Genomic DNA, 23622 nt, shown 5'->3' on the forward strand with positions numbered 1-23622 from the left:
ACCGCCCTCGCTGGGCGTGACGTTTCGGCCCCCAGAACGGCGTTCTGGGGGCCGAAACGTCACGCCCAGCGGGGAGGCGGATGCTCAGAGGAGCGAGCGCAGCACGTACGGCATGATGCCGCCGTTGCGGTAGTAGTTCGCCTCACCCGGGGTGTCGATGCGCACGACCGCGTCGAACTCGGTGACCGAACCGTCCGCCGCGGTGGCCGCGACCTTCACCGTCCGTGGGATCGAGCCGTCGTTCAGCGCCGTGATGCCGGAGAAGTCGAAGGTCTCCTCCCCCGTCAGGCCCAGCGACTCGGCCGACTCGCCCGCCGGGTACTGCAGCGGCAGCACACCCATGCCGATCAGGTTCGACCGGTGGATCCGCTCGTAGGACTCGGCGATGACGACCTTCACGCCCAGCAGCGCCGTGCCCTTGGCGGCCCAGTCGCGCGAGGAGCCGGAACCGTATTCCTTGCCCGACAGCACCACGAGGGGGACGCCGGCGGCGATGTAGGCCTCGGAGGCCTCGAACACCGACGTCACCTCACCGTCGCCGATGAGGTCGCGGGTGTAGCCGCCCTCGGTGCCCGGTGCCAGCTGGTTGCGCAACCGGATGTTGGCGAAGGTGCCGCGGATCATCACCTCGTGGTTGCCGCGGCGGGAGCCGTAGGAGTTGAAGTCGCGCGGGCTGATGCCGTGCTCGGACAGGTAGGCACCGGCCGGGCTGTCCTTCTTGATGGCGCCGGCGGGGCTGATGTGGTCGGTCGTGACCGAGTCGCCCAGCTTCAGCAGCACGCGGGCTCCGGTGACCTCGGTGACCGGCGACGGCTCCAGGGCCATCCCGTCGAAGTACGGCGCCTTGCGGACGTAGGTGGAGTCCGGGTCCCACTCGAAGACGTCGCCGTCGGGGGTCGGCAGGTTCTGCCAGCGCTCGTCGCCGGCGAAGACGTCGGCGTACTCGCGGCTGAAGGTGTCGGCGTCGATCGAGCTCGCGATGACGTCCTCGATCTCGGCCGGGGTGGGCCAGATGTCGGCCATGAAGACGTCGTTGCCGTCCTGGTCCTGACCCAGCGGGTCGTTGAACAGGTCGACGGCCATCGAGCCGGCCAGCGCGTAGGCGATGACCAGCGGCGGCGACGCCAGGTAGTTCATCTTGATGTCGGGATTGATGCGGCCCTCGAAGTTGCGGTTGCCCGACAGCACGGCGGTGACCGCGAGGTCGCCGTCGTTGACGGCCTGGCTCACCTCGGGGATCAGCGGACCGGAGTTGCCGATGCAGGTGGTGCAGCCGTAGCCGACGAGGTTGAAGCCGAGCTTGTCGAGGTAGACGTTCAGGCCGGACTTCTCGTAGTAGTCGGTGACGACCTTGGAACCCGGAGCGAGCGTCGTCTTGACCCACGGCTTGCGCTGCAGGCCCTTCTCGACGGCCTTCTTGGCCAGCAGGCCGGCACCGATCATCACCGACGGGTTCGAGGTGTTGGTGCACGAGGTGATGGCGGCGATCGTGACCGCGCCGTGGTCGAGGTCGAACGACGTGCCGTCCTCGAGGGTCACGGCCTGCGGGTTCGAGGCGTCCGACGAGCCGGCGTAGTCGGCCAGGGCGGTACGGAACGACGTGGCCGACTCGGTCAGCGACACGCGGTCCTGCGGCCGCTTGGGGCCGGCGATCGACGGCACGACGTCACCGAGGTCGAGCTCGAGGTACTCCGAGAACCGCGGCTCGTGGTCGGCCTCGTGCCACAGCCCCTGGGCCCTGGCGTAGGCCTCGACGAGGGCGATCTCGTCCTCGGTGCGCCCCGTGAGGCGCAGGTACTTGGTGGTCTCGTCGTCGATGGGGAACACCGCGATGGTGGAGCCGTACTCGGGGCTCATGTTGCCGATCGTGGCCCGGTTGGCCAGCGGGACGGCGCCGACGCCGGATCCGTAGAACTCGACGAACTTGCCGACCACGCCGTGCTCACGCAGCATCTCGGTGATCACGAGCACGAGGTCGGTGGCGGTGGCGCCCTGCGGCAGCTCGCCGGAGAGCTTGAAGCCGACGACCCGCGGGATCAGCATGCTGATGGGCTGGCCGAGCATCGCGGCCTCGGCCTCGATGCCGCCCACGCCCCAGCCGACGACACCCAGGCCGTTGACCATCGTGGTGTGGGAGTCGGTGCCGACGCAGGAGTCGGGGTAGACCGTGCCGTCCTTGTCGAACACCACGCGGGCGAGCTTCTCGATGTTGACCTGGTGCACGATGCCGGTGCCCGGCGGGACGACCTTGAAGTCGTCGAACGCGCCCTGGCCCCACCGGAGGAACTTGTACCGCTCGTTGTTGCGCTCGTACTCGATCTCGACGTTGCGCTCGAACGCCTCGGGCGTGCCGAACACGTCGGCGATGACCGAGTGGTCGATGACCATCTCGGCCGGTGCGAGCGGGTTGATCTTGCTCGGGTCTCCCCCGAGGTCGGCCATCGCCTCGCGCATCGTGGCGAGGTCGACGACGCACGGCACGCCGGTGAAGTCCTGCATGATCACGCGCGCGGGGGTGAACTGGATCTCCTTGCTCGGCTCGGCCGAGGCGTCCCAGCCGGCGAGGGCGGCGATGTCGGCGGCGGTGATGTCCGCGCCGTCCTCGGTGCGCAGGAGCGCCTCGAGCAGGATCTTCAGGCTGAACGGGAGGGAGGCGACGTCGAGCCCGTCGCCGGTGACCGCGTCGAGGCGGTAGTAGTCGTACGAGGTATCGCCGACCTGCAGCGAATCCTTGGCGTTGAAGCTGTCGACGGACATGGGTGCTCTCCTTGGGCCGCGGTTCGGGACCATCCTGCCCCGAGGTGGAGGGGCCGACCGAGGTCAGGTGTGCCTAACTCCGGGACCGGCTCGTACATTTATCTTGACATCAAGATACTTTACCAGAGGGACGGAACGCGCCAGATCAGGGGCCAGAAGAAGGCGATGTACGCGCTCGTGACCGCCAGGACCCCGCCGATCGCCACGACGTCGAGCCACCGCAGGGCCGTCCGCCGGCGCGGCGACGTCTTGGCGCCCGCCCCCGAGGCGATCTCGACCCGGGTGCGCAGGACACGGTCGGCGACCCCACGGTCGGTCGGCAGCAACAACGGCACGATGAGGACGATCAGCGCGAGGTAGGCGAATCCGCCGACCCGCCAGGGTTCGGGCGTGAGCGAGCGGAGGACGGTGGGCAGACCGATCGGCACCGCGGCGAGCGCGAGGTCGAGCAGACCGACCATCACGAGCCCACGGGCCAGTCCGCGGAGCGGACCCGTCGGACGGCCGGTCCCGGCGTCGACGACCCGCAGGCGGTGTCGGTGCTTGCCGATGCTGTGGCCGCGCCGGCCCTGCCGGAGACCGTTGTTCCAGAGGAGGAAGATCTCGCCGGCGATCAGCCCGCTGAGCACGAGGCCCTCCGACAGGCCGATCGACCAGAACGTGTCAGGACCGTCGGCGACCATCCGGGCGGCCGCGTAGACCGCAGCACCCGCCGAGAAGGCCAGGCAGAACAGGACCGCGTCCTGACCGAGGGCGTCGCGTCGACGTTGCCGCAGCGTGAGCCCGACCGGGACGTCGACCTCGAGATTGCTCACCTGTCCATCATGACCCCTGCCCCCGGTGGTGTCACGGATGCGTCACCCGCGCGTCACCCGACCGCCTCCTCCTGACGGACCAGCACCGCCACGCACTCGACGTGGTGCGTCATCGGGAACACGTCGGCGTTATTACGCGGGATTGCGCATGTTTGCGCTCGACTGCGAATGACCACAGAAAATGGCCTCTGACCTGCAGCGATGACGATTCCAGACGCTGCTTTCGACAGGAGTCACTTGCAAGGGTTTGCGAATCAAAGCGAGCCCATTCCGAGCCCTCGTGTCAGCAGGCCCTCACGGTCACAAGCGAGCGCAAACCCAAGCGCGGACATCACTCCCAGCGTAAGGCGGAAAGCACGACCGAGACGAACGCACGGAGCCGAACCACGCAACTTGGATCGGCCGAGACCCTCGCGCCCCTTGCTTGCTCTGTCTTCGCGCCCGGTCGGGCTAGAATCAGGTGAGGAGGTGCCCTGATGGCCACGCAGAATGTCCCGCTCAGCGAGCACGGTCGAGAGTACGTTGCTGCTGTCGTCGAGAGCGGCGAGGCGAAGGACGCGGCCGAAGTCGTTGACTTCGCGCTCCGGAAGATGGAAGCGGACCGGCGAGCGCACGGCGCTAAGGTCGAGGCGTTCCGCGAGGCAGTTCAGACCGGGCTTGATGATCTGGACAACGGCCGGTTCACAGCCGTCGCGGTCGAGGAACTCCCCTCGTTCATCAACGGGCTGAGCCCACGTCTGTCCCAGGGCACGCCGGTGCAGTGAAGACCGAGCCTCACATCTCGGGCTCTGCCCAGAACGACATCGCACACGCGCTGGAGTGGTCGTTCGAGACCTTCGGTGCCGCAGCGGAAGCCCGCTACGCGGCGCTCGTCGCCGCCGCGATCGCCCACGCCGCACAAGGCCCTGACGGCCTCGGATTCAAGAAGCGTGCCGAGTTGCCCGGCGACGTCCTCAGTTGGCACCTCTCCCAGAGCATCATGCACAGCGCTGGAGGTCGGGTCCGCAAGCCAAGGCACGTCCTCATCTGTCGCTGGGTTGGTGACCAACTTCAGGTCGCTCGCCTGCTCCACGAGGTCCAGGACCCAGCCCTGAACTTCGACCCGACAACCGACTGGGCCTAACACGCTTTGATCGGTTCGATCTCTATTACGACATCTAACCGGGCCTCCGGCTGCGGTCATTCAGCAACGCCGAACGACCGCAAAGAACAGCCGCTGACCTGCAGAAACGCCGCCGAGCGACCTTTTGGTCGTTCGGCGGCGTTTGCTGTTGGTAGCCGCTCGCCTGTTACAAATCCGGTACAAATTTGGGTAGCGCCATCCCCTGCCACACGGTCCTCAGGGGGCTCCCTAGGTAGGTCGCGGCCCGCCTCGGTTGCCCGAGCCTCCAGCCTGGCATCGCACGGTCCGGCGACCACCGCCGCGATGCCCGAGCCATCTTGCTGTCGCATCATTTCCACCGACGTGATCGCTCCCATGCCGCCGTCGGACATAGGTGCCCGTAGACCAACTGTCCGTCAACGCCGCGAGGAGGGGCTTGATGATGGCAACGAACTCGAACGTGCCGGCTATGGAACCGGGAATCTTTGGGCCGCGTCGGCGCGGAGGCCGCGGCAGCCGGCAACCCAGGCTGGTCGACGCCCAAGAGCTGTGGGACATCGACGATGTCGCGTCCTACCTTGGTGTGACCAAGCAGACCATCTACTCATGGCGGACGACGGGCTACGGCCCGGCCGGCTTCCGTGTCGGAAAGCATCTGCGCTGGCGGGCAGCAACCGTGATCAATTGGACGGTGCAACTCGAGGAGAATCAGTGATACCGAGAGGCCATCAGCCTCAGCCGGAATCGGTTCCAGCGCCAGCAGGCCGCAGGTGCTCGTCATCAATGCTGGTCACCCGGTCGGACTCTGCCAAGGACAGCCATGGCCAGCATTAGTCCCGGTAGGCCAGCGGACGGGAGCCCTCGTTACGTTGTGAACTATCGAGATCCCGAGGGGCGGCAGCGCCGCAAGACCTTCAGACGCAAAGCGGAGGCGGTCGCGTTCTGTGGTTCCCCCTGAGCCCGGATCCACCGATGAGAGTGCCGGTGTGAGCGTGGCGTAGAACGAGAATGCCCTTGCTGGGCGGGAGAATCGGGCTTGCTGAAGGACCGATTCGACACCGAGCAAGGGACACCTCGTAAGTGAAAGCCTCTCACACGGTCCGGCCCGTTTTCGATGACCCGAACGTGGTGTCGGACGCGGGCCTGGTGCCGGTGCTCCGGCTGGCCGAAGCGGCCGGACTGTACGACCTCCTCGATGACCAGTTGAGCGTCGACTCGGCCAACGCGACGGCGAAGGCGACCAGCGTGGTGGGCGGGATGCTGGCGGGCGCGGACAGCATCGATGACCTGGACCTGCTGCGCCACGGCGGGATGCCGAAGTTGTTCTCCGGGGTGCGATCGCCCTCGACGTTGGGGGCGTTCCTGCGCTCCTTCACCCACGGGCACGTGCAGCAGCTCGACGCCGTCGGCGGAGATCTCCTCACGGGCCTGACCGCTCGGGTGCCCGGGCTGATCGCCGGCGCGGAGAACGTCGAGGGGTTCGCGTGCATCGACCTCGACGACACCATCCGCGAGGTGCACGGCTACGCCAAGCAGGCCGCCGCCTACGGCTACACCGGGGTGCGGGGGCTGAACATCCAACTCGCCACGATCTCCACCCCGTTGGCCGCGCCGGTGATCGCCCGGGCCAGGCTCCGCAAGGGCAGCACCGCCTCGGCCAAGGGCGCGGGCCGATTGCTGGCCCAGGCCATCAGCACGGCCCGCACTGCGGGTGTGAAGAGCCGGATCCTGTGTCGGGCCGACTCGGCCTACTACGGGTGGGCGTTCGTCGGGACCGCGATCCGCGCCAAGACCTGGTTCTCCGTCACCGCCCGGATGACCAAGACCGTCACCGCGGCGATCGGCGGCATCAACGAGGACGCCTGGCAGCCGATCAGGTATCCCCACGCGATCTGGGAGGAAGTCGAGCAACGCTGGATCTCTGACGCCGAGGTCGCCGAGGTGCCGTTCACCGCGTTCACCGGCCGCCGCAAGGCCGAGAACGTGACCTGCAGGCTGGTCGTGCGACGGGTCAAGCGGCTCCAACGCCTGGCCAGCGATGGCACCGAGCAGGGCGAACTGTTCGCGACCTACCGCCACCACGCCTTCATCACCAACAGCACCCTCGAGATGGTCGAGGCCGACCAGCGGCACCGTGACCACGCGATCGTCGAGCAGACCATCGCCGAGTTGAAGGACAACGCGCTCGCGCACCTGCCGTCGGGCAAGTACAGCGCCAACGCTGCCTGGGTCTCCTTGGCGGTGATCGCGTTCAACCTCGCCCGCGCCGCCGCGGTCGCCGCCGACCTTGCCAAGGCCCGCTGGGCGACCCTGCGCCGCAAGATCATCAGAGTCGCCGGCCGGATCGCCTCCACCAGCCGCCGGCACGACCTGCACCTCCCGATCCAGTGGCCCTGGGCCTACAACTGGGAGACCCTGCACGCCGTCGCGACCGCCCCACCCAACACGACGACCTGACCACCCAGCCCCAGCGGGCGCGACCGAGGACCTCGAAGTGGAAGAGCCGGGAACGACCGGCAGGTCAACCACGCCCACGAGCCGGTCCCCACCCCGATCCACCAAAGATCACCACTCACGAACCAACGGTGGTGGATCCGGGCTGAGCTGACGACCGCGGACAAGCGGACCGCCGAGCTCGAGACCGAACCCAAGATCGCTGGGTGCGGTCGAGCTGTTCAAGGAGGAAACCAGCCCAGAAGGGAGGTCAAATTGAGCGCTGCTGAGCGTCAGCCGGTCCAGGTCGCCTGCATAGTCTTGGGTGTGTCTGAATCCGGTCCCCGCGGAGACGCAGTCCGCACCATTCCACTTACCACCTACTGCTTCTCGGGTCGTCGGCGACACCGTCACCTAAGCAACCGTCAGGTCACGACCCCTGCTCAGGTGTGCCGGAGAGCCCGAGATACCTGAGTCCGACCTCGGTGATACTCCGGGCTGTGTCCACGCGAGACCTGGTGGGCAGCGCGAGATGGCTTACGGTGAGCCGCACCAGAGCTTCGGCGGCGTCGGACACCTCATCCTCCCGCAGACCGGCCACGTGGGAGGTGAGCCACTGAGCCAGGGAGCCGGAAGCGAGCTCCAGCAGCCGCACCGACGTGGTGAGCAGCGGGAGGATGCCAGTCGCGGAGGGTAGGGCATCGCGGTTGGAGATTAAGACGGCTCGGAGCAGGGGACTGTTCTCTGCTTCCTCCAGCACGAAGCCGACCGACGCCGCAAGGCCGCCGGCAGCGTCGGAGCCGTGATGCGCTAGCACGCCCTCGATACCCTCGATGAAACGCGCTGCCTCCCTCAAGGCGACGGCTTCACCCAAACCGGGCTTGTCGCCGAACTCCTTGTACAGAAGGGCGCGCGAGATACCCACAGCCTGGGCGATCTCGCTCATGCGCACCCGATCCCAGCCCCGCTCAGCGATCAGGTCATGGGCAGTCTCCAACACCTCTGCACGGACGTGCTCGCGGTAGCGCGCTCGCATGGAGGGGGACGACACGGTGGACAGAGTATCGACAACTGTCCGTCCGCGGACCGGTGTCGGGCAGACCACCGCCGTGACAATTAGACGATGATGTCCTAAGTTCGGACACAACTCGCTACTTGTCTCCAGGAAAGAGTCTCATGGTCAGCTCGAGCGGCACCGAAGTGGTCACCTACCCGCACCGACGCGGCGGGCACTGCGGCTCCGGAGCCATGCGGGACCTCCTGGAGTGGGCCGGACTGGGCTGGGGCGGTCCTCCTGATGAGGGCCTCGTCTTCGCCCTGAGCGGAGCCTTGGACCTCTCCTACGTCAGGGATGCGGCGCTCATGCCACCGGTGTACCTCGTGGGCCGGGGAGGCGACCTGGAGACTGACCTCCCGAGGCGCTTAGGCGCCGAGGTCTCCGTGCGCGCGACGGATGACCCGCAGGAGGGCTGGACGTGGGTGCGCGACGCCGTGCGAGACGGCCGTCCGGCCCTGGTGTGGGCCGACATCGCGGAGCTCCCCTACCTCCGCGTACGCCTGCAGATGAGCCGCCACGACATCGTCGTCATCGGCTACGACGACGAGCAGCAGCTCGCGCACGTCGTCGACAACGACCGGGACGAGGTGCAGCTCGTGCCCTACTCGGCATTGGCCCGAGCCCGCTCCTCCCAGGGTTTCCCCGTCCCGACGCGCCACACCTACTTCGACATCGCCTGGCCCGACCGGCTGCCCGACCTGGCCGAGATCGCGCAGACGGCGTTCGCCCAGGCGGCGCAAGCGATGACCACGTCCAGCGGCCCCACTATCGTCACCGGAAGGGATTCGGCGGTCGGGGCCACCGGGCTGGCTGCCGTCGATCTCTTCGCCGAGGACCTCGCTCACTGGCCGGAAGTCTTCCCGGACGATGTCCTGGACCTGGTCCTCCAAGGGCTCAGCGCCTTCGTCGAGAAGGCCGGAACCGGCGGCGGGCTCTTCCGCCGACTGCTGTCCAGCGGCGCCGCCGACATCGCACGCTTGACCGGGGACGCCCGAGCGAGCGAGGTCGCCGCCGCCGCGCACCTGTGCGCGGAGACATGGTCCCTCGTCGCGTCGCTGGCCCGTGGGAACGGCCCAGCACAAGGGCGGGTGGAGCAGGCCGCTCTCGCGGCCGCCGGACTACCCTCGCTCGAGCGGGACCTCGTCACCGCCCTCAAGACCGCGGCTGCGCCCCAGGACCTCCGGACCGGCGCCCGATGAGGGGCGAACTCGACCCACGAGAGGCCCTCGCCCCGAGCCGGTTTGTCAACAGCGACCACCCCGACGTCCGCGACTTCGCCACGTCCGTGGTGCGGGGTGTCCAAGATCCGCGAGAGCGGATCGGGCGGCTGTTCGCTGTAGTCCGCGACCGACTTCGGTACGACCCCTATAGCGTCTCCGCCGATCCCCCGGACTACCTGGCCAGCGCGATCATCGACGGTGGCCCGACCTGGTGCGTGCCCAAGGCGGTGCTGCTCACCGCTAGCCTGCGCGCTGCGGGAATCCCGGCCGTACTCGGGTTCTCCGACGTGCGCAATCACCTCAACAGCGCGGCTCTGCTGGAGTTGATGGGCACCGATCTATTCGTCTTCCACGGATGGAGCGCGGTGTATGTCGACGGGCAGTGGCGCAAGGGGTCGCCGGCCTTCAACTCCGAACTGTGCCGTCGCTTCGGCGTACCCCCGTTGGAGTTCGACGGGTCGCGGGATGCGTTGCTCCACGCAGCCGACGGCGCCGGCCGACGTCACATGGAGTACGTCCGCGAACGAGGAATGTTCGTCGACCTGCCGTTCGACGAGCTCATGGCGACGCTGCTGGACACCTACGGACCCGCCATGGTGCGCGGCTCCAACATGCCGCGCCCCGAGGATCCCCGCTTCGGCACGTGAACGCCTAGCTCACCGCCGCGGTGTGTCGGCCCCGCGCAGCTCGCACACCATCGAAGTGAGGGTGTCCTCGAGCCGTCGACGACCCACCTCGATGGCACGTGCCGACTCCAGGTTCCGCAAGTCCTCCAGCGGGATCGGCGGTCCGACAAGCACGCTCACACGTCGTCGCCACCCCCAGCGCAACCTCCCGCTGTAGGCGGGCAGGATCTCCTGCGCCCCCCACTGGGCGACCGGCACGAGAGGTACCGATGCCTCCAGAGCGATCCGCACCGCCCCTGACTTCAGCGGCATCGGCAGACCATCCTCGCGCTTGGTGATGGAACCCTCGGGGTACACCAGCAAGAGCCTCCCGTCGCGCGCCGCCCTTACCGCCTCCTTGTACGCGGCGCGTCCCGCGACGCGGTCGACTTCGACGTGGCCGGCGGCGCGGAACCACCTTCCCACGACCGGTCGGCCGAACAGGCTGTCCTTGGCCAGGAACCGGGGCACCCGCCCCTCGGCCAGGACCATTTCCGCGACCAGCAACGGGTCGAGGTACGAGACATGGTTGGCGGCCAGCACCGCCCCGCCCACCCGGGGAAGGCCCGCAACCCCGCGCCAATCCGGGCGGCGCAGCACCATCAGGACCGGTTTGCAGACCGCCACTGCCAGCCACCAAGCGGGGCCACGCCGGTCATCATGAGTCGGCCGGCGCTCGACGCTCGAGGTTGTTCGCACCTCAGCAATTGTAGACACCGGCCGCCCGATTGTCTGCCCTGAGGACAAACATGCGAAAATGTCTTCATGCGACTGTGGTCCTGGAGCGTGAGGAGCCCCCGATGAGCGATGCCGTGATAAGCGACTACGACACCGAGCCCTCCGCCGCGGGCGGTGAGATGGGTCTCGACGGGGGCACGGCGTCGACGCTGGATGCGTGGATTCAGTCCATGTCGCGGCCCACGCCGACGGCGATGGGCCGCCTACCCTCGCACTCCCCCACCTGCGCGGGATGCGGAAAGGAGAACCCAGCCGGCCTCGCACTGGAGGTCGATGCCACCGAGTACGGCGTGAGGGCCGTGCATCGCTTCGACCATCGCCAGGAGGGAGCACCAGGGATCACCCACGGCGGTCTGGTCGCCGCCGCCTTCGACGACCTTTTCGGGTTCCTCCTCTACCGTGTCGGCGAGCTCGCTGTGACGAGGTCGCTGACCGTGGAGTACCTCCGTCCCGTGCTGCTGGGGGTGCGATACGAGTTCACTGCGCGAGTCCGGGACCAGGCGGGGCGGCGACTCCACGTCGACGCTGCGGCATCGGATGAAGGCGGCCGGCAGGTCGCGTCGGCGCACGCGACGTTCGTCATCGTTGACGTCGAGCACTTCGAACAGGGCATTCCCGCGAAGCGCTCCTGACTCACTCGCCAATGAAGGGCTCCAGCTCGACCGTCGGGTCGAGCTGGATGCCGTGGGAAGCCAGGGCGTCCTGGAGCACCAGGGTGACGTGGCGGGATAGACGCCGCACCATCACGTCCAGGGTCTCGTCGCGCTGGTCGAGCCACCAGATGACCGTGGCGTCGACCATCCCCATCACACCAACGAGGATGCCCTCAGGGAATGACTCGTCCCCCGAATTGGTGTAGCCCCGTGCCGCTAAGGCAATCTCGTCCAGCAGACGCGAACGACCCATCCGAGCGCGGTGCAGGGTGCGGCTCTGCCCCCGAGCCGCCAAGAAGCGGTAGAGATGGGGGTGGGCATCGGCCCAGGTCGCGCAGGCGCGCACCAGCCCCTCGACGACCTGTGCGGGCGTTCCCCGACGAGCGAGGTGCGGGCGGACCCGCTGGATGAGGTCCTGCGCCGCGAGGCGGACCACCTCGTTATCGAGGTCCTCGCGGCTGGCGAAGTAGCGGTAGACGTGCGGCCTCGGAATCCCAGCCCGCTCGGCGATCTGCGCCGTTCCCGCGTCCGCGCCCGTCTCATCGACGACCTGCAGAGCAGCGCTGGCCACGTGACGCCGCCGGCGGTCGCGGACCTCATCGTCGCGGGCAGTCCGGCGCCGCACCGTCGAATCCACCCATCGCCCTATCTCGACCACAGACCGCAGCCTACGCCGGGGGCGCCGAAGGCGGACCCTGACCATGTCGGGCGGCGTGCCATGGGACACCCTGTACCCAGTGGCTACATTATGGTCCAATGGGTACACCCTGTACCCAACTCGCTGGAGGCTCCCCGTGACCACACGCCGCTCCCCCTGGATGGACGACGACCTCGACTACGTCCGTGACCTTGCGCGCACATTCTGTGAGAAGGAGATCAAGCCGCACATCGAGACGTTCATCGCCGACAAGCACGTCGATAGGCAACTGTGGAACCGCGCTGGTGACGTCGGCCTGCTCTGCCTGTCGATCCCCGAGGAGTACGGCGGCGGCGGTGGCACCTTCGCCCACGAGGCCATCTTGATCGAGGAGCAGGCACGGGTCGGCGACAGCTCGTGGGGAGCGTCCCTGCACAACGGAATCGTCGCCCACTACCTGCTCGCATACGGCACGGAGGAGCAGAAGCAGCACTGGCTACCCAAGATGGCGTCCGGCGAGGTCGTCGGCGCGATCGCGATGACCGAGCCCGGGACAGGCTCGGACCTGCAGAACATCAAGACCAAGGCGGCGCGCGAGGGCGACGAGTACGTCGTCAGCGGCTCAAAGACCTTCATCACCAACGGCTCGCAGGCCGACCTGGTGCTCACCGTGGTCAAGACCGATCCGGACGACCGCGCCGCCGGCATTTCGCTGATGCTGGTCCCCACCAGCGCGGAGGGCTTCTCCCGCGGTCGGGTGCTCGACAAGATCGGGATGAAGGGGCAGGACACCTCGGAACTCTTCTTCGACAACGTCCGTGTCCCGGTCACCAACTTGCTGGGCCTCACCGAGGGCCAAGGCTTCGTGCAGCTCATGCAGCAACTGCCCCAGGAGCGGCTGCTCGTCGCGGTCTCGAACGTCGCGGCCATGGAGTTCTGCCTGGCCGAGACACTGGCCTACGTGCGCGACCGAACAGCCTTCGGACGGCCGATCTGGGGGTTCCAGAACACCAAGTTCAAGATGGCAGAGGTCGCAACAGAGGCTCGCGTGGCACGGTCCTTCGTGGACGAGTGCATCCAGCTCCACGTCGGCGAGGGTTTGGACATCCCCACCGCCGCCATGGTGAAACTGTGGTGCTCCGAACGAGCGCAGCGCGTCGCCGACACCTGCCTCCAGCTGCACGGCGGCTACGGGTACATGAACGAGTACCCCATCGCCCGCGTCTGGGCGGACATGCGCGTCTCGCAGATCTACGCCGGCAGCTCCGAGATCATGAAGGAGATCATCAGCCGGTCCCTGTGAGCACCGGACCCGCTCCGGCAGCACCGCCGGAGCGGGAAACCGGCGGGCCGGGTGTTGTGCGCCGAGCCCTGCCGGGATCCTCCGCGCTGTGCGCACAGCACAAGACGTCCATTCCACCGACATGACACCCTCGACAGGCATCGTCTGACAGGAGTGACATGAGCCAGCGAGTCGACCTGGTCTACCGCGTGTTCCTCGCCGCTGAAAGCCCGAGACCAAGATGCACCGCATCGCGCGGCTCGATGACGGCGGTTTCGCCATGTTCATCAAGATGCCCTGCGCCCTTGTCGACAGTCACACCGGGATGACGCTGCACAGTTGGTCAGCTCGCGGCCGTCGGTTACGCCTCACTGCTCCTAGATTCAATGCTGACCCGGTGGGTCTCCCATCCGTCGGCGCTCTGCTCCCCGGTCCCTTCAGCTACAAGCTCATCGTCAGCGACGTCCCCGACCCGACCGAGGACTCCTTCTTCCTCGGCAGCCGTCTCGAGACGATGAACCCGGCATCGCCGCAGCTCGGCGCCGCCGTCCTCAACGACGCCCTGCTCTCGTACGCCGAAATCTGCTGACCGCCGCCTGCACCCAGACCCGTCAGATCGACCGAACTGCCGGTCCGCTGCGCCGCTCACGTCGAACCCCGCACGGAAGGATCCACATCCTATGACCTCGACCCACTACGACGTGCTGATCATCGGCTCCGGCTTCGGTGGCTCGGTGACCGCCATGCGTTTGGCGGAGAAGGGGTACCGGGTGGGGGTGCTCGAGGCGGGCAAACGCTACGACACCGACGACCTGCCCGCCTCCTCCTGGGACGCCCGTCGGTTCGTCTGGGCGCCACGGCTCGGTTGCTTCGGCATTCAGCGTATCCACCTGCTGCGCGACGTCGTCATCTTGGCGGGCGCCGGGGTCGGCGGCGGGTCGCTCAACTATGCGAACACCCTCTATCAACCCCCTGCCCCGTTCTTCAACGATCGACAGTGGGCGCATATCACCGACTGGCATGCCGAGCTGGACCCGCACTACCAGACGGCACGGCAGATGCTGGGTGTCACACAGAACCCGCACGTGACCCCTTCGGACGAGGTGCTACGCGAGGTCGCGCGCGACATGGGAGTGGAGCACACCTTCACGCTGACCCCCGTCGGCGTCTTCTTCGGCGAGCCCGGCAAGGAGGTGCCAGACCCGTTCTTCGGCGGGTCGGGGCCGCGCCGTACCGGCTGCACCCAGTGCGGGTCGTGCATGACCGGGTGCCGGGTCGGGGCGAAGAACACCCTGGACAAGAACTACTTGTACTTCGCGGAGAAGCTCGGGGCCGATATCCGTCCCTTGACCACCGTGGTCGACGTGCGCCCGCACAAGGGAAGCGGGTACGTTGTCGACGCCGTCCGCACCGGCAGATCCTTGCGCCGACGCCGCAACCGGCAATCTCTCACGGCCGACCACGTCGTCTTTGCGGCGGGTACCTACAACACCCAAAAGCTGCTCCACCGGCTCAAGGCCACTGGCTCGCTGCCTCACGTCTCCGACCGGCTGGGCACGCTGACCCGCACCAATTCCGAGTCGATCCTCGGAGCGAAGTCCCGCGATCGATCCAGCGACTTCACGCGTGGGGTGGCCATCACGTCCTCGATCCACCCCGACGAGTTCACCCACATCGAGCCGGTGCGCTACGGCAAGGGCAGCAACGCCATGTCCCTGCTCCAGACCGCCCTCACCGATGGGGACGGCCGCGGCCCTCGGTGGTGGCGCTGGCTGCGGACGATCGCGACCCAGCCCTCGCACCTGACGTGGTTCAGTCCGCGACGGTGGTCCGAGCGGACGGTGATCCTGCTGGTGATGCAGACGCTGGACAACTCCATCACGGTGCGGTCGAGGAAGACCCGCCTCGGTCGCCACACGATCACTTCGGGACCCGGCCACGGGGCACCCAACCCCACCTGGATCCCCGTCGGCAACGAGGCCACCCGTCGCGTCGCCGAGAAGATCAACGGCGTCGCCGGCGGATCCACAGGGGAGATCGCCAACATCCCCATGACCGCTCACTTCATCGGCGGATGCGCGATCGGAGACTCCCCGGAAACAGGGGTCATCGACCCCTACCACCGTCTCTACGGCCACGACGGGATCTTCGTCGTCGACGGCTCCAGCATCTCGGCGAACCTGGGCGTCAACCCCTCGCTGACGATCACCGCGCAGGCCGAGCGGGCCGCCTCCTTGTGGCCCAACAAGGGCCAGTCGGACCAACGTCCCCCGCTGGGCGCCGACTACCAGCAGCTCTCCGCCATCGAGCCGGAGCGGCCGGCCTTCACCCACCCAGAAGCGTCCGTCGCCGAGCGCGACCAGCACCGAGCGTGAGCACCCGGCGTGAGCCCAGGGCAGCATACGAACACGACCGCGAGCGGCTCACGCCGCTCGCGGTCGTCCCGGATGGCTCCGTGGCGCGAGATTACGCCGGTCGCATCAGCTGCGACCGACCCGCTCCACGTAGGCCTGACGCGCCGCGGCATCTACGCGGTCGAGGAAGACGGTGTCGGTCCCGAGCATCGCCCCGAGCTGGGTTGCGACCCGGTCGGGAACGAACTTCATCGCTGCCACCATCGTCCCCGCGACACGTGTGACTCGCACGAAAGGTCGCGGGCGTTCGATGAGGTCGGCGGTAGCGCGCGCGATCTCCTGCGGCTCCGCGTTGCGCATGCCCTTCGCCCCGCTCGTCCCCGAGACCAGCTCAGTGTTGGTGAAGGTCGGACGCACCGTGGACAGCGTGATGCCCGACCTGCGGTACTCCTGCCGGGCGGCCTCTGTGAACCCGATGACTGCGAACTTGGTGCCACAGTAGGTCGCGAGCCCCGGGACCGGGAGCTCCCCGGCCAATGAGGCAGTATTGATGATGTGGCCGTGGCGCCGGGGCAGCATCCGCTGCAGGGCGATCTTGGTACCGAAGATGACTCCCAGCACGTTGATCTCCACCTGCCGACGGGTGACCTCGTCGGCCTCCTCGTGCACGTGCCCCGTCGGCATGACGCCCGCGTTGTTGATGAAGACGTCGACGGACCCCAGCGCCTCCTCGGTCACGTCGAGGAACGATTCGATGGACGCCGGGTCGGTCACATCAAGACGCACCGCGACGTCGAGGCCCAGCTCCTCGGCGGCCACCTTGAGCTGGCGCTCGTCGATGTCGCCGATAGCCACCCGGTGTCCGCGCCGGATGAGCTCTTCTGCGGTGTGGTAGCCGATTCCCCGGGCACCCCCGGTGATGGCGACCACTCGTCGCGCGTTCGTTGTCGTCATGGCTGCTGTTCCTTTCAAAGCCCGAGTCGCTGGCGCAGGCCACGGCCGGCGGCCAGGCGCAGCACTCGGGCGGCGATTGCCGTACGCCGTGCGGAGTACGGGTACCAGGTGAGTTCCTTAGTGGTCAGCGGGAACCTCGGCTCGGTGATGGCCTGGACCCGGCAGTACTTGCGCAGACCCTGCGCGCCGCCGAGGCGTGCTCCCAGGCCCGAGGACTTCCAGCCGCTGTGGGGTAGCTCCACAGCGAAGAGGTTGCTGAAGACGTCGTTGATGTTGACTGCGCCGACCTCGAGCTGGCCGGCGATACGGCGACCGCGGGCGACGTCACGTGTCCACACGGTGGCCGAGAGCCCGTACTCGGAATCGTTCGCCAGGACCACCGCCTCGGCCTCGTCAGCCACCCGCATGACCGGCAGCGTGGGCCCGAACGTCTCCTCGGTCATGCAGGCCATGCTGTGGTCGACGTCGACCAGCAGCGTGGGCGCGAAGAAGTTGCCATCGTCGCCCCGCGCCCCGCCGACCAGCACGCGCGCACCGGACTCCTGGGCCTCCCGCACATGCCGCTCGACCGTGTCCACCTGCGTCCGGGTCACCATGGCGCCGACGTCGTCGCGGACTCGAGAGCCCTGCTTCAGCGCTCCGACGGCCGCGACCATCTTCTCCACGAACCGGTCATAGACCGCGTCCACCACGTAGACCCGCTCGACCGAGATGCAGACCTGACCGGAGTTGAAGATGCCGCCCCAGACGATCCCGTGCACGGCCCGATCCAGGTCGGCGTCCTCGAGCACGATGGCAGCGTCCTTTCCTCCCAGCTCCAGGCTGACCGGCTTGAGCAGCTGAGCACAGCGCGTGGCCACCCGACGACCCGTCGCCGTCGAACCCGTGAACTGGACGAAGTCGACAGCCTCGACCACCGCTTCTCCGGTCTCCCCCGCCCCGGCGACGTGCCGGAGGACCGGCGGGGCGCCGATCTCGTGCCACCCCTCAATGACGCGCGCACAGGTCAGTGGGGTCATCTCGGACGACTTCGTCAGCACCGCACACCCCGCTGCGAGCGCAGGCGCTGCGTCCATCAGGAAGAGGGTGATCGGAAAGTTCCACGGGATGATCAGTCCGACCAATGGGTAGGGCCGGTAGCTGCGGGTCAGCCGCTTGGAAAGGCTGAGCAGCCCTCCTGCCCCCACTCGTTCGGGGGAGAGAAACTCCTTCGCATGGTCGGCGTAGAAAGAGATGAACTCGCACGAGCCGGTTGTCTCCACCAACGCATCAGGGCGGACCTTGCCGGTCTCTGCGACAAGCAGGTCAGTGAGCTCATCGGTGTGGTCGAGGATCCAGCCCCGCCACTTGCGTAGCCAGTGGGCTCGCACAGCAGGACCCATGTCCCGCCACGCGACCTGTGCCGCGCGCAGGTCCTCGGCGGCGGCGCACACGCGGTCGCGGTCGACGATCGGGACCGAACGGAGTGCTTCGCCGTCGGCGGGACGACGGATCTCCAGGGTGGGTGCGGACGGGGCGTTCATGACACTTCCTCGAGTTCGGTGACGGTGCCCGGACCGGCGCCGGCCACCACCAGGACGCTCACGATGGGTCCGATCTCGCGGACCACCGCCACGGCCGCGCCCGCTCCCGCGAGGTCGACGGCACCGATCTGGATGAGGAGCTGGTTGACCTGGAAGATGATGACAACGCAGAAGGGAATCGCAACGAGGAGAGCCGGCCCAAAGGACACGGTCGTGATGAACCAAGCCTGCGACACGAACTCGCGGAACTGGAACCGGCGGGTGAACATCTGCCTGAAGACGTTGCCCGAGAACGTGTAGAAGTCCCCGAACGTACTTAGGGTTCGGACGAAGATGCTCGACCCCATGGCCTCCTTGGCGATCTTCCGCGAGCCTGGCGTCAAGCCGGATGGTCCCTGCCACCGGACAGCGTCCGGGGAGGGAGTCGTCGTCACCACTGGGCGACGCGGCCCAAGGTGACCTTGGCCGACCACGGGGTGGCCCTGCCGTAGCACCGCTGAGGCGGACCCCCTGGACGACGCGCCATCTCGACCTGCATCACTCGAACAACCCTGGGCAACGCTCCTGTCGCGGCAGTGCCGACCCGCGTGTCCATGCGCTCACCCTTTCGGCTCGTCGAGATGTGACCACGATTACATAGGCTTGGCGCGGCACTCCTCTCGTCAAAGGCGCCGAAAACGCGACTCATTCTTGTAGATTTGCACAACCGAGGCGGTCGGTGGACCGTCCACTCCAGTCGAGGAGCCCGATGCCAACACATCCGCTGCCGTGGGTCGAGGAATGGGTGACCCGGTTCGTCCTCGACGAGTCGAACGCCAGCCAGGTGGACGCCTGGGTGGAGCGCACCGCCCAGAAGATCCTCGAGGAGATCCCAGAGCTGGCGTCCCGCCCCGGCCTCCCCGACGAGATCGAAGAGGCGATCCGCGAGCACTGGATCTGCTTCCTCGGTCAACTGACCCAGCCGCGGATTGCCTTCACCCTCGTCCCTGCCGCCGTGCACATCGCTCGCGGATCTGCCCAGACGTCGCTCCCGCTCGACACCCTCAACCGGATGTACCGCATCGCACAGCAGAGCACGTGGAGTTACACCACAGAGCTGATCGCCGAGATCGACGACGCGCGATCCGAGCGCACGGATCTGCTCATCTTCCTGTGGGAGCGAGCGTCCGAGTGGATCGATCGTTCGGTCAACGAAACCAGCCGGGTGTACCACGAGGCACGCCGTCGCATTGAGATCGGGCGGAACGCTCGCTGGATGGAGACGGTCTCCCGGGTGCTGGACGGTGAGGCACTGGACAGCCGGTGGGTCTCCTCGGAGCTTGGCGGATACCCCATGAGCGGCTACCACACCGCGTTTGTCTTGGCCGCTGGCAAGGAGCAGGACTCTGTCGAGTCGCTCGAGGAATCGTGCCGACAGCTGGCGGCAGTCGCCGGGCTGCGCGCGCCGCTCGTGGTGCGTCCGGGCGGACGCCAGGCGTGGATGTGGGCTTCGACGAGTCGACTGCTAGCCCCCAACGCGGAACTTGCGCTCTCCAACAGTCGCGCCGGAGATCTGCGCGTCGTTGTCGGGCCGAGCAGACCTGGACTGGCTGGTTTCGCATCCTCGCACCACCAGGCACGGCGCACCCTGGACGTTGTGCAACCCGACAAGCGGGGTGTCTTCCTCTACGCCGATCACGAGGCACTCGTTCTCCTCGGGTGCAACCAGGAGGTGGACGACTTCGTGCGGCGCACACTGGGCGGCCTGGGCGGCCCCTCGGACCACGAGGCCAGCCTCCGGCAGACCGTTGCGAGGTATCTGGCTCTGGGCGGCAGCGTCGATCGGACGGCAACAGAGCTGTCAGTACACCGCAACACCATCCGCTACCGTCTCCAGAAGGCGACGAGCCTCCTGGGCCGGGATCTCGCACCTAGGAGCAGCGAGGTGGCGCTCGCCCTGCGTCACCTGGAACTGAGTCACGACGGGCAGTTGGCACATTGACCTGGGCAACGTCACGCGGGCCAGTGTCAGGCCCGGCGGAGTAGGACACGCGCTCATAACCCTATGTCGCGCGGCCTCCGGCAGGGGGACGTTGAGCCGGCCGTATGGGTCGGGGTTGTTGGGCTCCTGGTCGTGCCAGCAGCGCCACAGGATCCTGGTCCAGCGTTGGGCCGGGACCCTTGCTGCCTGGGGGTGACAGCAGCTGTGAGCGCGGCCCCCGTCGTAGTTGTCGCCTTGCCCAGGTGTCCACGCGTGGTGCGTCTTGTGGCTTGTCGACGCGGGCGGGGCCCTGCCCCCGGTGTCAAGCCGACCGAACAGCCCGGTCGCAACGGCGGATTTGTGCTGCAGCACCCCAAGCAGCTGATCGTGGACCGCAATCCTGTGATCCGATCAGCTCGCGAAGGGCGTCGACAGCATCCGCCAGGACGCATCCCCAGCATGTTCGTCTCGTCGCGCCAGTGACCGATGGGCCCCGGGGCGCAGACAAGCGACCTGCTCCCGTCTGCGCCTCACCTCCATCAATGAGTTCAGACCTCGACGACCGTGAGGACGCCGGCTGCGTGCTGGGCACGGAGCACCTTCTTGTCGAACTTGCCAACCGATGTCTTGGGCACCTCGGACACGAAGCACCAACGCTCGGGCAGCCACCACTTGGCCACCTTGCCCTCCAGGAAGGCCCGCAGCTGCGAGGGGGCCACCTTGGTGCCCTCGCGCACCACGATCACGGCGAGAGGGCGCTCCTGCCACTTCTCGTCCGGCACGCCGATGACCGTCGCCTCCAGCACGTCGGGGTGACCTGCGAGCAGCAACTCGAGCTCCACCGAGGAGATCCACTCGCCGCCCGACTTGATGACGTCCTTCGCGCGGTCGGTCAGGGTGACGAAGCTGCGATCGTCAATGCGACCGACGTCTCCCGTCCGCAACCACCCGTCGTCGAACTTCTCCGTGTCCTCATCGCCGACGTACGCTCCGGTGATCCACGGGCCACGCACCTGGATCTCACCGACCGACTCGCCGTCGTGCGGCACCTCGTTGTCCTCGTCGTCGACCAGGCGCAGCTCGACCCCGGCGACCGGCCGGCCCTGCGAGGCCCGCAGCGCCCAGTGCTCGTCACCGCTCACCGACGCCGGAGGCCGTGCGATGGCTGCCAGTGGCGAGGTTTCCGTCATCCCCCAGGCCTGGACGATCTGCACGCCGTACTTCGCCTGGAAGACCTGCATCAGGTGCAGCGGCACAGCCGAGCCTCCGCATGCCACCAGCCCCAACGAGGAGATGTCGTGCCCGGGGTTGGCCTCGAGGTAGTTGAGCACGTCGCTCCAGATCGTCGGCACGGCACCGGCGACCGTGGGGCACTCACTGGAGATAAGGCGGACCAACGGCTCTGCCTGGAGAAACCGGTCGGGCATGACCAGGTCGGCTCCGGCCATCAGAGCTGCGTAGACCAGTCCCCAGGCGTTGGCGTGGAACATCGGGACGATGGCCAAGATCGCATCATCAGCGCCGACGCTCAGCCCGTCGGCGGCGCACGCCGCCATCGAGTGGAGGAATGTCGACCGGTGGCTGTAGGCGACGCCCTTCGGGTTGCCGGTCGTGCCGGAGGTGTAGCACATCGCGGCGGCGGAGAGCTCGTCGACCTCCGGCCAGTCGAATGTCTCCGGCTGGCTGGCGATGAAGTCCTCGTAGTCCACCACGGTGAGGCCGTCACGCTGCAGCGGCGCGAGGTCGACGCCGCCCGTCACCACCACGGTGCGCACTTGGGCGAGTTGGGGCAGGATCGCCGCCAGGAGGGGGGCCAGGGTGCCGTCTACGAGCACCACCCGGTCGTCGGCATGGTTGGCGATGTAGACCAGCTGCTCGGGGGCCAGGCGAGGATTGAGAGTGTGCAGGACCGCGCCCATCGAGGGCACGGCGCAGTAGGCCTCGACATGCTCCTGGTTGTTCCACATGAGGGTCGCGACCCGCTCGTCGCCCGTCACACCACAGGCGCGCAGGGCGTGAGCCAGCTGCGCCGACCGGCGACCCACGTCCGCGAACGTGCCGACCTTGACCGAGCCGTCCGGCTGGAGCGTACGGACGCGTGCCCTAGCGTGCACGCGCGAACCGTGCCGCAGGATCGCGGCGGTCGTGAGGGGGATGTTCATCATGGTGCTCTGCATCGAGGTTCCTTCGGGTAGTGGTGCGATTCGCAGCCTGGGACGCGTCGGCAGGGGGGCGCGTCGGGTGGGCCGACAGACGGGACGTCAGGGTGCGACGAGGGCCTTGAGCTGGTCCCGGTCGACGTCGAGCCCCTGACTGATCACCTGCTTGGCCTTCATGAAGTCCCGCGGTCGGTTCACGCAGTCCGCGGCCAGGAGCCGGCCCTGTTGGAGGTAGTAGCAGGTGAAGTCGCGATCACGGGTGGGGTCGCCGCTCAGAACGAGGTCGTCGTAGCCGGTGTTCAAGCCGGCTATCTGCAGCTTGAGGTCGTACTGGTCGGACCAGAACCAGGGCAGCGCTGCGATTGGGCGCTCCTTGCCGCACAGTGTCGCGGCTGCCGTCTTGGCCTGCGCCCCGGCACTGGGCACGGACTCCAGCCTGACGAGTCGGTCGTAACGAGCCATGCGGTGGCTGGCGCAGTCACCGGCGGCGACGATTCGAGGGTCGCTGGTGCGAGCCAGGTCGTCGATCACGATCCCGTCCTCGACCTGCAGGCCCGCCTCGGCGGCCAACTCGGTGTTGGGGACCAGGCCCACACCGACGATGACGAGGTCGGCTGGGATCCGCTCTCCGCCGGCCAGGACCACCTCTCGGATGTGGTTGTCGCCTGCCATGGCCTCGACGAGGGCGCCCGTCCGGATAACGACACCGGCGTTGCGGTGGACGCGCTCGTAGAACGACGAGACCTCGGGTGCCGTGACCCGCTCGAGCACGCGTTCGGCGGCCTCCAGGACCGTCACCTCCAGACCGAGTGCCCGCAGGGATGCGGCTGTCTCCAAGCCGATGTACCCGCCGCCGACGATCACGGCGTGGCGCCCTGGGGCCGCGGAAGCCCGGATCGACGCGACGTCCGCGAAGGTCCGCAGGTAGAAGATGCCCGGTAGATCGATGCCGGGCACGGACAGGCTGCGCGCCCGGCCTCCCGTGCACAGGGCCAGACCTTCGTACGCCATCGTCTGACCGTCGCTCAGCACCAATTGTCGCGCCGCACGATCGACCTGGGTGACCGTCGACTGCACGAGGCGGATGTTGTGCTTGTCGTAGAACTCCGCCTTGCGGATGGCAAGCTCGTCCAGGCTGCTCTTGCCAGCGAGGTAGGCCTTGGAGAGAGGAGGACGTTGGTAGGGTAGCGCCGGCTCGTCACCCACCACGACGATCTCTCCTGCCCAGCCCTCCTGCCGGAGTCCGGCCGCCACCTGGACACCGGCATGGCTGGCACCGACGACCAGGGCCCTCCCCTCGGTCACGCGTCGGT

General features: G+C 67.7%; 21 protein-coding genes. 11 read left to right on the forward strand and 10 right to left on the reverse strand.

Annotated elements, in window-relative coordinates:
- Positions 1 to 84 precede the first annotated feature (84 nt).
- A complete protein-coding gene (gene acnA, locus HMPREF0063_RS06585; RefSeq protein ID WP_007077875.1) occupies positions 85 to 2757 on the reverse strand; it encodes an aconitate hydratase AcnA in 2673 nt (890 codons plus the stop codon).
- A gap of 119 nt (positions 2758 to 2876) precedes the next feature.
- A complete protein-coding gene (locus HMPREF0063_RS06590) occupies positions 2877 to 3572 on the reverse strand; it encodes an RDD family protein (RefSeq protein ID WP_007077876.1) in 696 nt (231 codons plus the stop codon).
- 476 nt (positions 3573 to 4048) lie between these two features.
- Here HMPREF0063_RS06590 and HMPREF0063_RS06595 point away from each other — a divergent pair, with 476 nt between their 5' ends.
- The 4 genes from HMPREF0063_RS06595 (at position 4049) to HMPREF0063_RS06610 (ending at position 7131) form a co-directional block, all read left to right on the forward strand.
- Positions 4049 to 4336: a ribbon-helix-helix domain-containing protein gene (locus HMPREF0063_RS06595; RefSeq protein WP_007077878.1), complete on the forward strand. Its 288-nt coding sequence runs from the start codon at positions 4049 to 4051 to the stop codon at positions 4334 to 4336.
- The gene (locus HMPREF0063_RS06600; protein WP_007077879.1) at positions 4333 to 4695 is read left to right on the forward strand and encodes a hypothetical protein; all 363 of its coding nucleotides are present in this window, start codon (positions 4333 to 4335) and stop codon (positions 4693 to 4695) included. Before HMPREF0063_RS06595 ends, HMPREF0063_RS06600 begins: the two co-directional genes overlap by 4 nt.
- 418 nt (positions 4696 to 5113) lie before the next feature.
- Positions 5114 to 5389: a helix-turn-helix transcriptional regulator gene (locus HMPREF0063_RS06605; protein WP_083788865.1), complete on the forward strand. Its 276-nt coding sequence runs from the start codon at positions 5114 to 5116 to the stop codon at positions 5387 to 5389.
- Positions 5390 to 5754: 365 nt separating this feature from the next.
- The gene (locus HMPREF0063_RS06610) at positions 5755 to 7131 is read left to right on the forward strand and encodes an IS1380 family transposase (protein WP_040320146.1); all 1377 of its coding nucleotides are present in this window, start codon (positions 5755 to 5757) and stop codon (positions 7129 to 7131) included.
- A gap of 406 nt (positions 7132 to 7537) precedes the next feature.
- On the opposite strand, the gene HMPREF0063_RS06615 is transcribed toward HMPREF0063_RS06610, so the two are convergent.
- Positions 7538 to 8158 (reverse strand): TetR/AcrR family transcriptional regulator, encoded by a 621-nt coding sequence (locus HMPREF0063_RS06615; protein ID WP_211208757.1) that lies wholly within the window; start codon positions 8156 to 8158, stop codon positions 7538 to 7540.
- A 125-nt stretch (positions 8159 to 8283) separates the two neighbouring features.
- Here HMPREF0063_RS06615 and HMPREF0063_RS06620 point away from each other — a divergent pair, with 125 nt between their 5' ends.
- Positions 8284 to 9363 carry a BtrH N-terminal domain-containing protein gene (locus tag HMPREF0063_RS06620; RefSeq protein WP_007077883.1) on the forward strand — a complete coding sequence of 360 codons (1080 nt, stop codon included), beginning with the start codon at positions 8284 to 8286 and terminating at the stop codon, positions 9361 to 9363.
- Positions 9360 to 10031 (forward strand): transglutaminase-like domain-containing protein, encoded by a 672-nt coding sequence (locus HMPREF0063_RS06625; protein WP_007077884.1) that lies wholly within the window; start codon positions 9360 to 9362, stop codon positions 10029 to 10031. Before HMPREF0063_RS06620 ends, HMPREF0063_RS06625 begins: the two co-directional genes overlap by 4 nt.
- A 9-nt stretch (positions 10032 to 10040) precedes the next feature.
- Here HMPREF0063_RS06625 and HMPREF0063_RS06630 read toward each other — a convergent pair whose 3' ends face one another.
- Positions 10041 to 10748: a lysophospholipid acyltransferase family protein gene (locus HMPREF0063_RS06630; RefSeq protein WP_211208758.1), complete on the reverse strand. Its 708-nt coding sequence runs from the start codon at positions 10746 to 10748 to the stop codon at positions 10041 to 10043.
- Between the two features lie 101 nt (positions 10749 to 10849).
- Between HMPREF0063_RS06630 and HMPREF0063_RS06635 the strand changes: the two genes are divergently transcribed.
- A complete protein-coding gene (locus HMPREF0063_RS06635) occupies positions 10850 to 11419 on the forward strand; it encodes a PaaI family thioesterase (RefSeq protein ID WP_007077886.1) in 570 nt (189 codons plus the stop codon).
- Position 11420: 1 nt separating this feature from the next.
- Here HMPREF0063_RS06635 and HMPREF0063_RS06640 read toward each other — a convergent pair whose 3' ends face one another.
- Complete coding sequence (locus tag HMPREF0063_RS06640; protein WP_245527742.1) at positions 11421 to 12077, reverse strand: TetR/AcrR family transcriptional regulator; 657 nt, start codon at positions 12075 to 12077, stop codon at positions 11421 to 11423.
- Between the two features lie 157 nt (positions 12078 to 12234).
- On the opposite strand from HMPREF0063_RS06640, the gene HMPREF0063_RS06645 reads away from it, so the two are divergent.
- The 3 genes from HMPREF0063_RS06645 to HMPREF0063_RS06655 all read left to right on the forward strand — a co-directional run bounded on the left by HMPREF0063_RS06645 (position 12235) and on the right by HMPREF0063_RS06655 (position 15734).
- Positions 12235 to 13380, forward strand: coding sequence for an acyl-CoA dehydrogenase family protein (locus HMPREF0063_RS06645; RefSeq protein ID WP_007077888.1), 1146 nt, complete (start codon positions 12235 to 12237; stop codon positions 13378 to 13380).
- Between the two features lie 376 nt (positions 13381 to 13756).
- Positions 13757 to 13948: a WS/DGAT domain-containing protein gene (locus HMPREF0063_RS06650; RefSeq protein WP_040320148.1), complete on the forward strand. Its 192-nt coding sequence runs from the start codon at positions 13757 to 13759 to the stop codon at positions 13946 to 13948.
- A 91-nt stretch (positions 13949 to 14039) separates the two neighbouring features.
- Entirely contained in the window at positions 14040 to 15734 is a 1695-nt protein-coding gene (locus tag HMPREF0063_RS06655; RefSeq protein ID WP_007077890.1) for an FAD-dependent oxidoreductase, read from the forward strand.
- Between the two features lie 105 nt (positions 15735 to 15839).
- Here HMPREF0063_RS06655 and HMPREF0063_RS06660 read toward each other — a convergent pair whose 3' ends face one another.
- From HMPREF0063_RS06660 to HMPREF0063_RS06670, 3 genes are read right to left on the reverse strand one after another with little or no spacing between them, the layout of a single operon-like run.
- Positions 15840 to 16667 carry an SDR family oxidoreductase gene (locus tag HMPREF0063_RS06660; RefSeq protein WP_040320149.1) on the reverse strand — a complete coding sequence of 276 codons (828 nt, stop codon included), beginning with the start codon at positions 16665 to 16667 and terminating at the stop codon, positions 15840 to 15842.
- Positions 16668 to 16681: 14 nt separating this feature from the next.
- The gene (locus HMPREF0063_RS06665) at positions 16682 to 18190 is read right to left on the reverse strand and encodes an aldehyde dehydrogenase family protein (RefSeq protein ID WP_007077892.1); all 1509 of its coding nucleotides are present in this window, start codon (positions 18188 to 18190) and stop codon (positions 16682 to 16684) included.
- A complete protein-coding gene (locus HMPREF0063_RS06670) occupies positions 18187 to 18627 on the reverse strand; it encodes an ABC transporter permease (RefSeq protein ID WP_245527743.1) in 441 nt (146 codons plus the stop codon). The genes HMPREF0063_RS06665 and HMPREF0063_RS06670 overlap by 4 nt, the downstream gene beginning before the upstream one ends.
- A gap of 347 nt (positions 18628 to 18974) precedes the next feature.
- On the opposite strand from HMPREF0063_RS06670, the gene HMPREF0063_RS06675 reads away from it, so the two are divergent.
- Positions 18975 to 20171, forward strand: a complete 1197-nt coding sequence (locus HMPREF0063_RS06675; RefSeq protein ID WP_040320150.1) for a PucR family transcriptional regulator — start codon at positions 18975 to 18977, stop codon at positions 20169 to 20171.
- 527 nt (positions 20172 to 20698) lie between these two features.
- Here the strand turns inward: HMPREF0063_RS06675 and HMPREF0063_RS06680 are convergent.
- Positions 20699 to 22327, reverse strand: coding sequence for a long-chain fatty acid--CoA ligase (locus tag HMPREF0063_RS06680; RefSeq protein WP_007077896.1), 1629 nt, complete (start codon positions 22325 to 22327; stop codon positions 20699 to 20701).
- Positions 22328 to 22411: 84 nt separating this feature from the next.
- Positions 22412 to 23614 (reverse strand): NAD(P)/FAD-dependent oxidoreductase, encoded by a 1203-nt coding sequence (locus HMPREF0063_RS06685; protein ID WP_007077897.1) that lies wholly within the window; start codon positions 23612 to 23614, stop codon positions 22412 to 22414.
- Positions 23615 to 23622: the final 8 nt, after the last annotated feature.

It is taken from the genome of Aeromicrobium marinum DSM 15272 (assembly GCF_000160775.2).
GTDB classification, from domain to species: Bacteria; Actinomycetota; Actinomycetes; order Propionibacteriales; family Nocardioidaceae; genus Aeromicrobium; species Aeromicrobium marinum.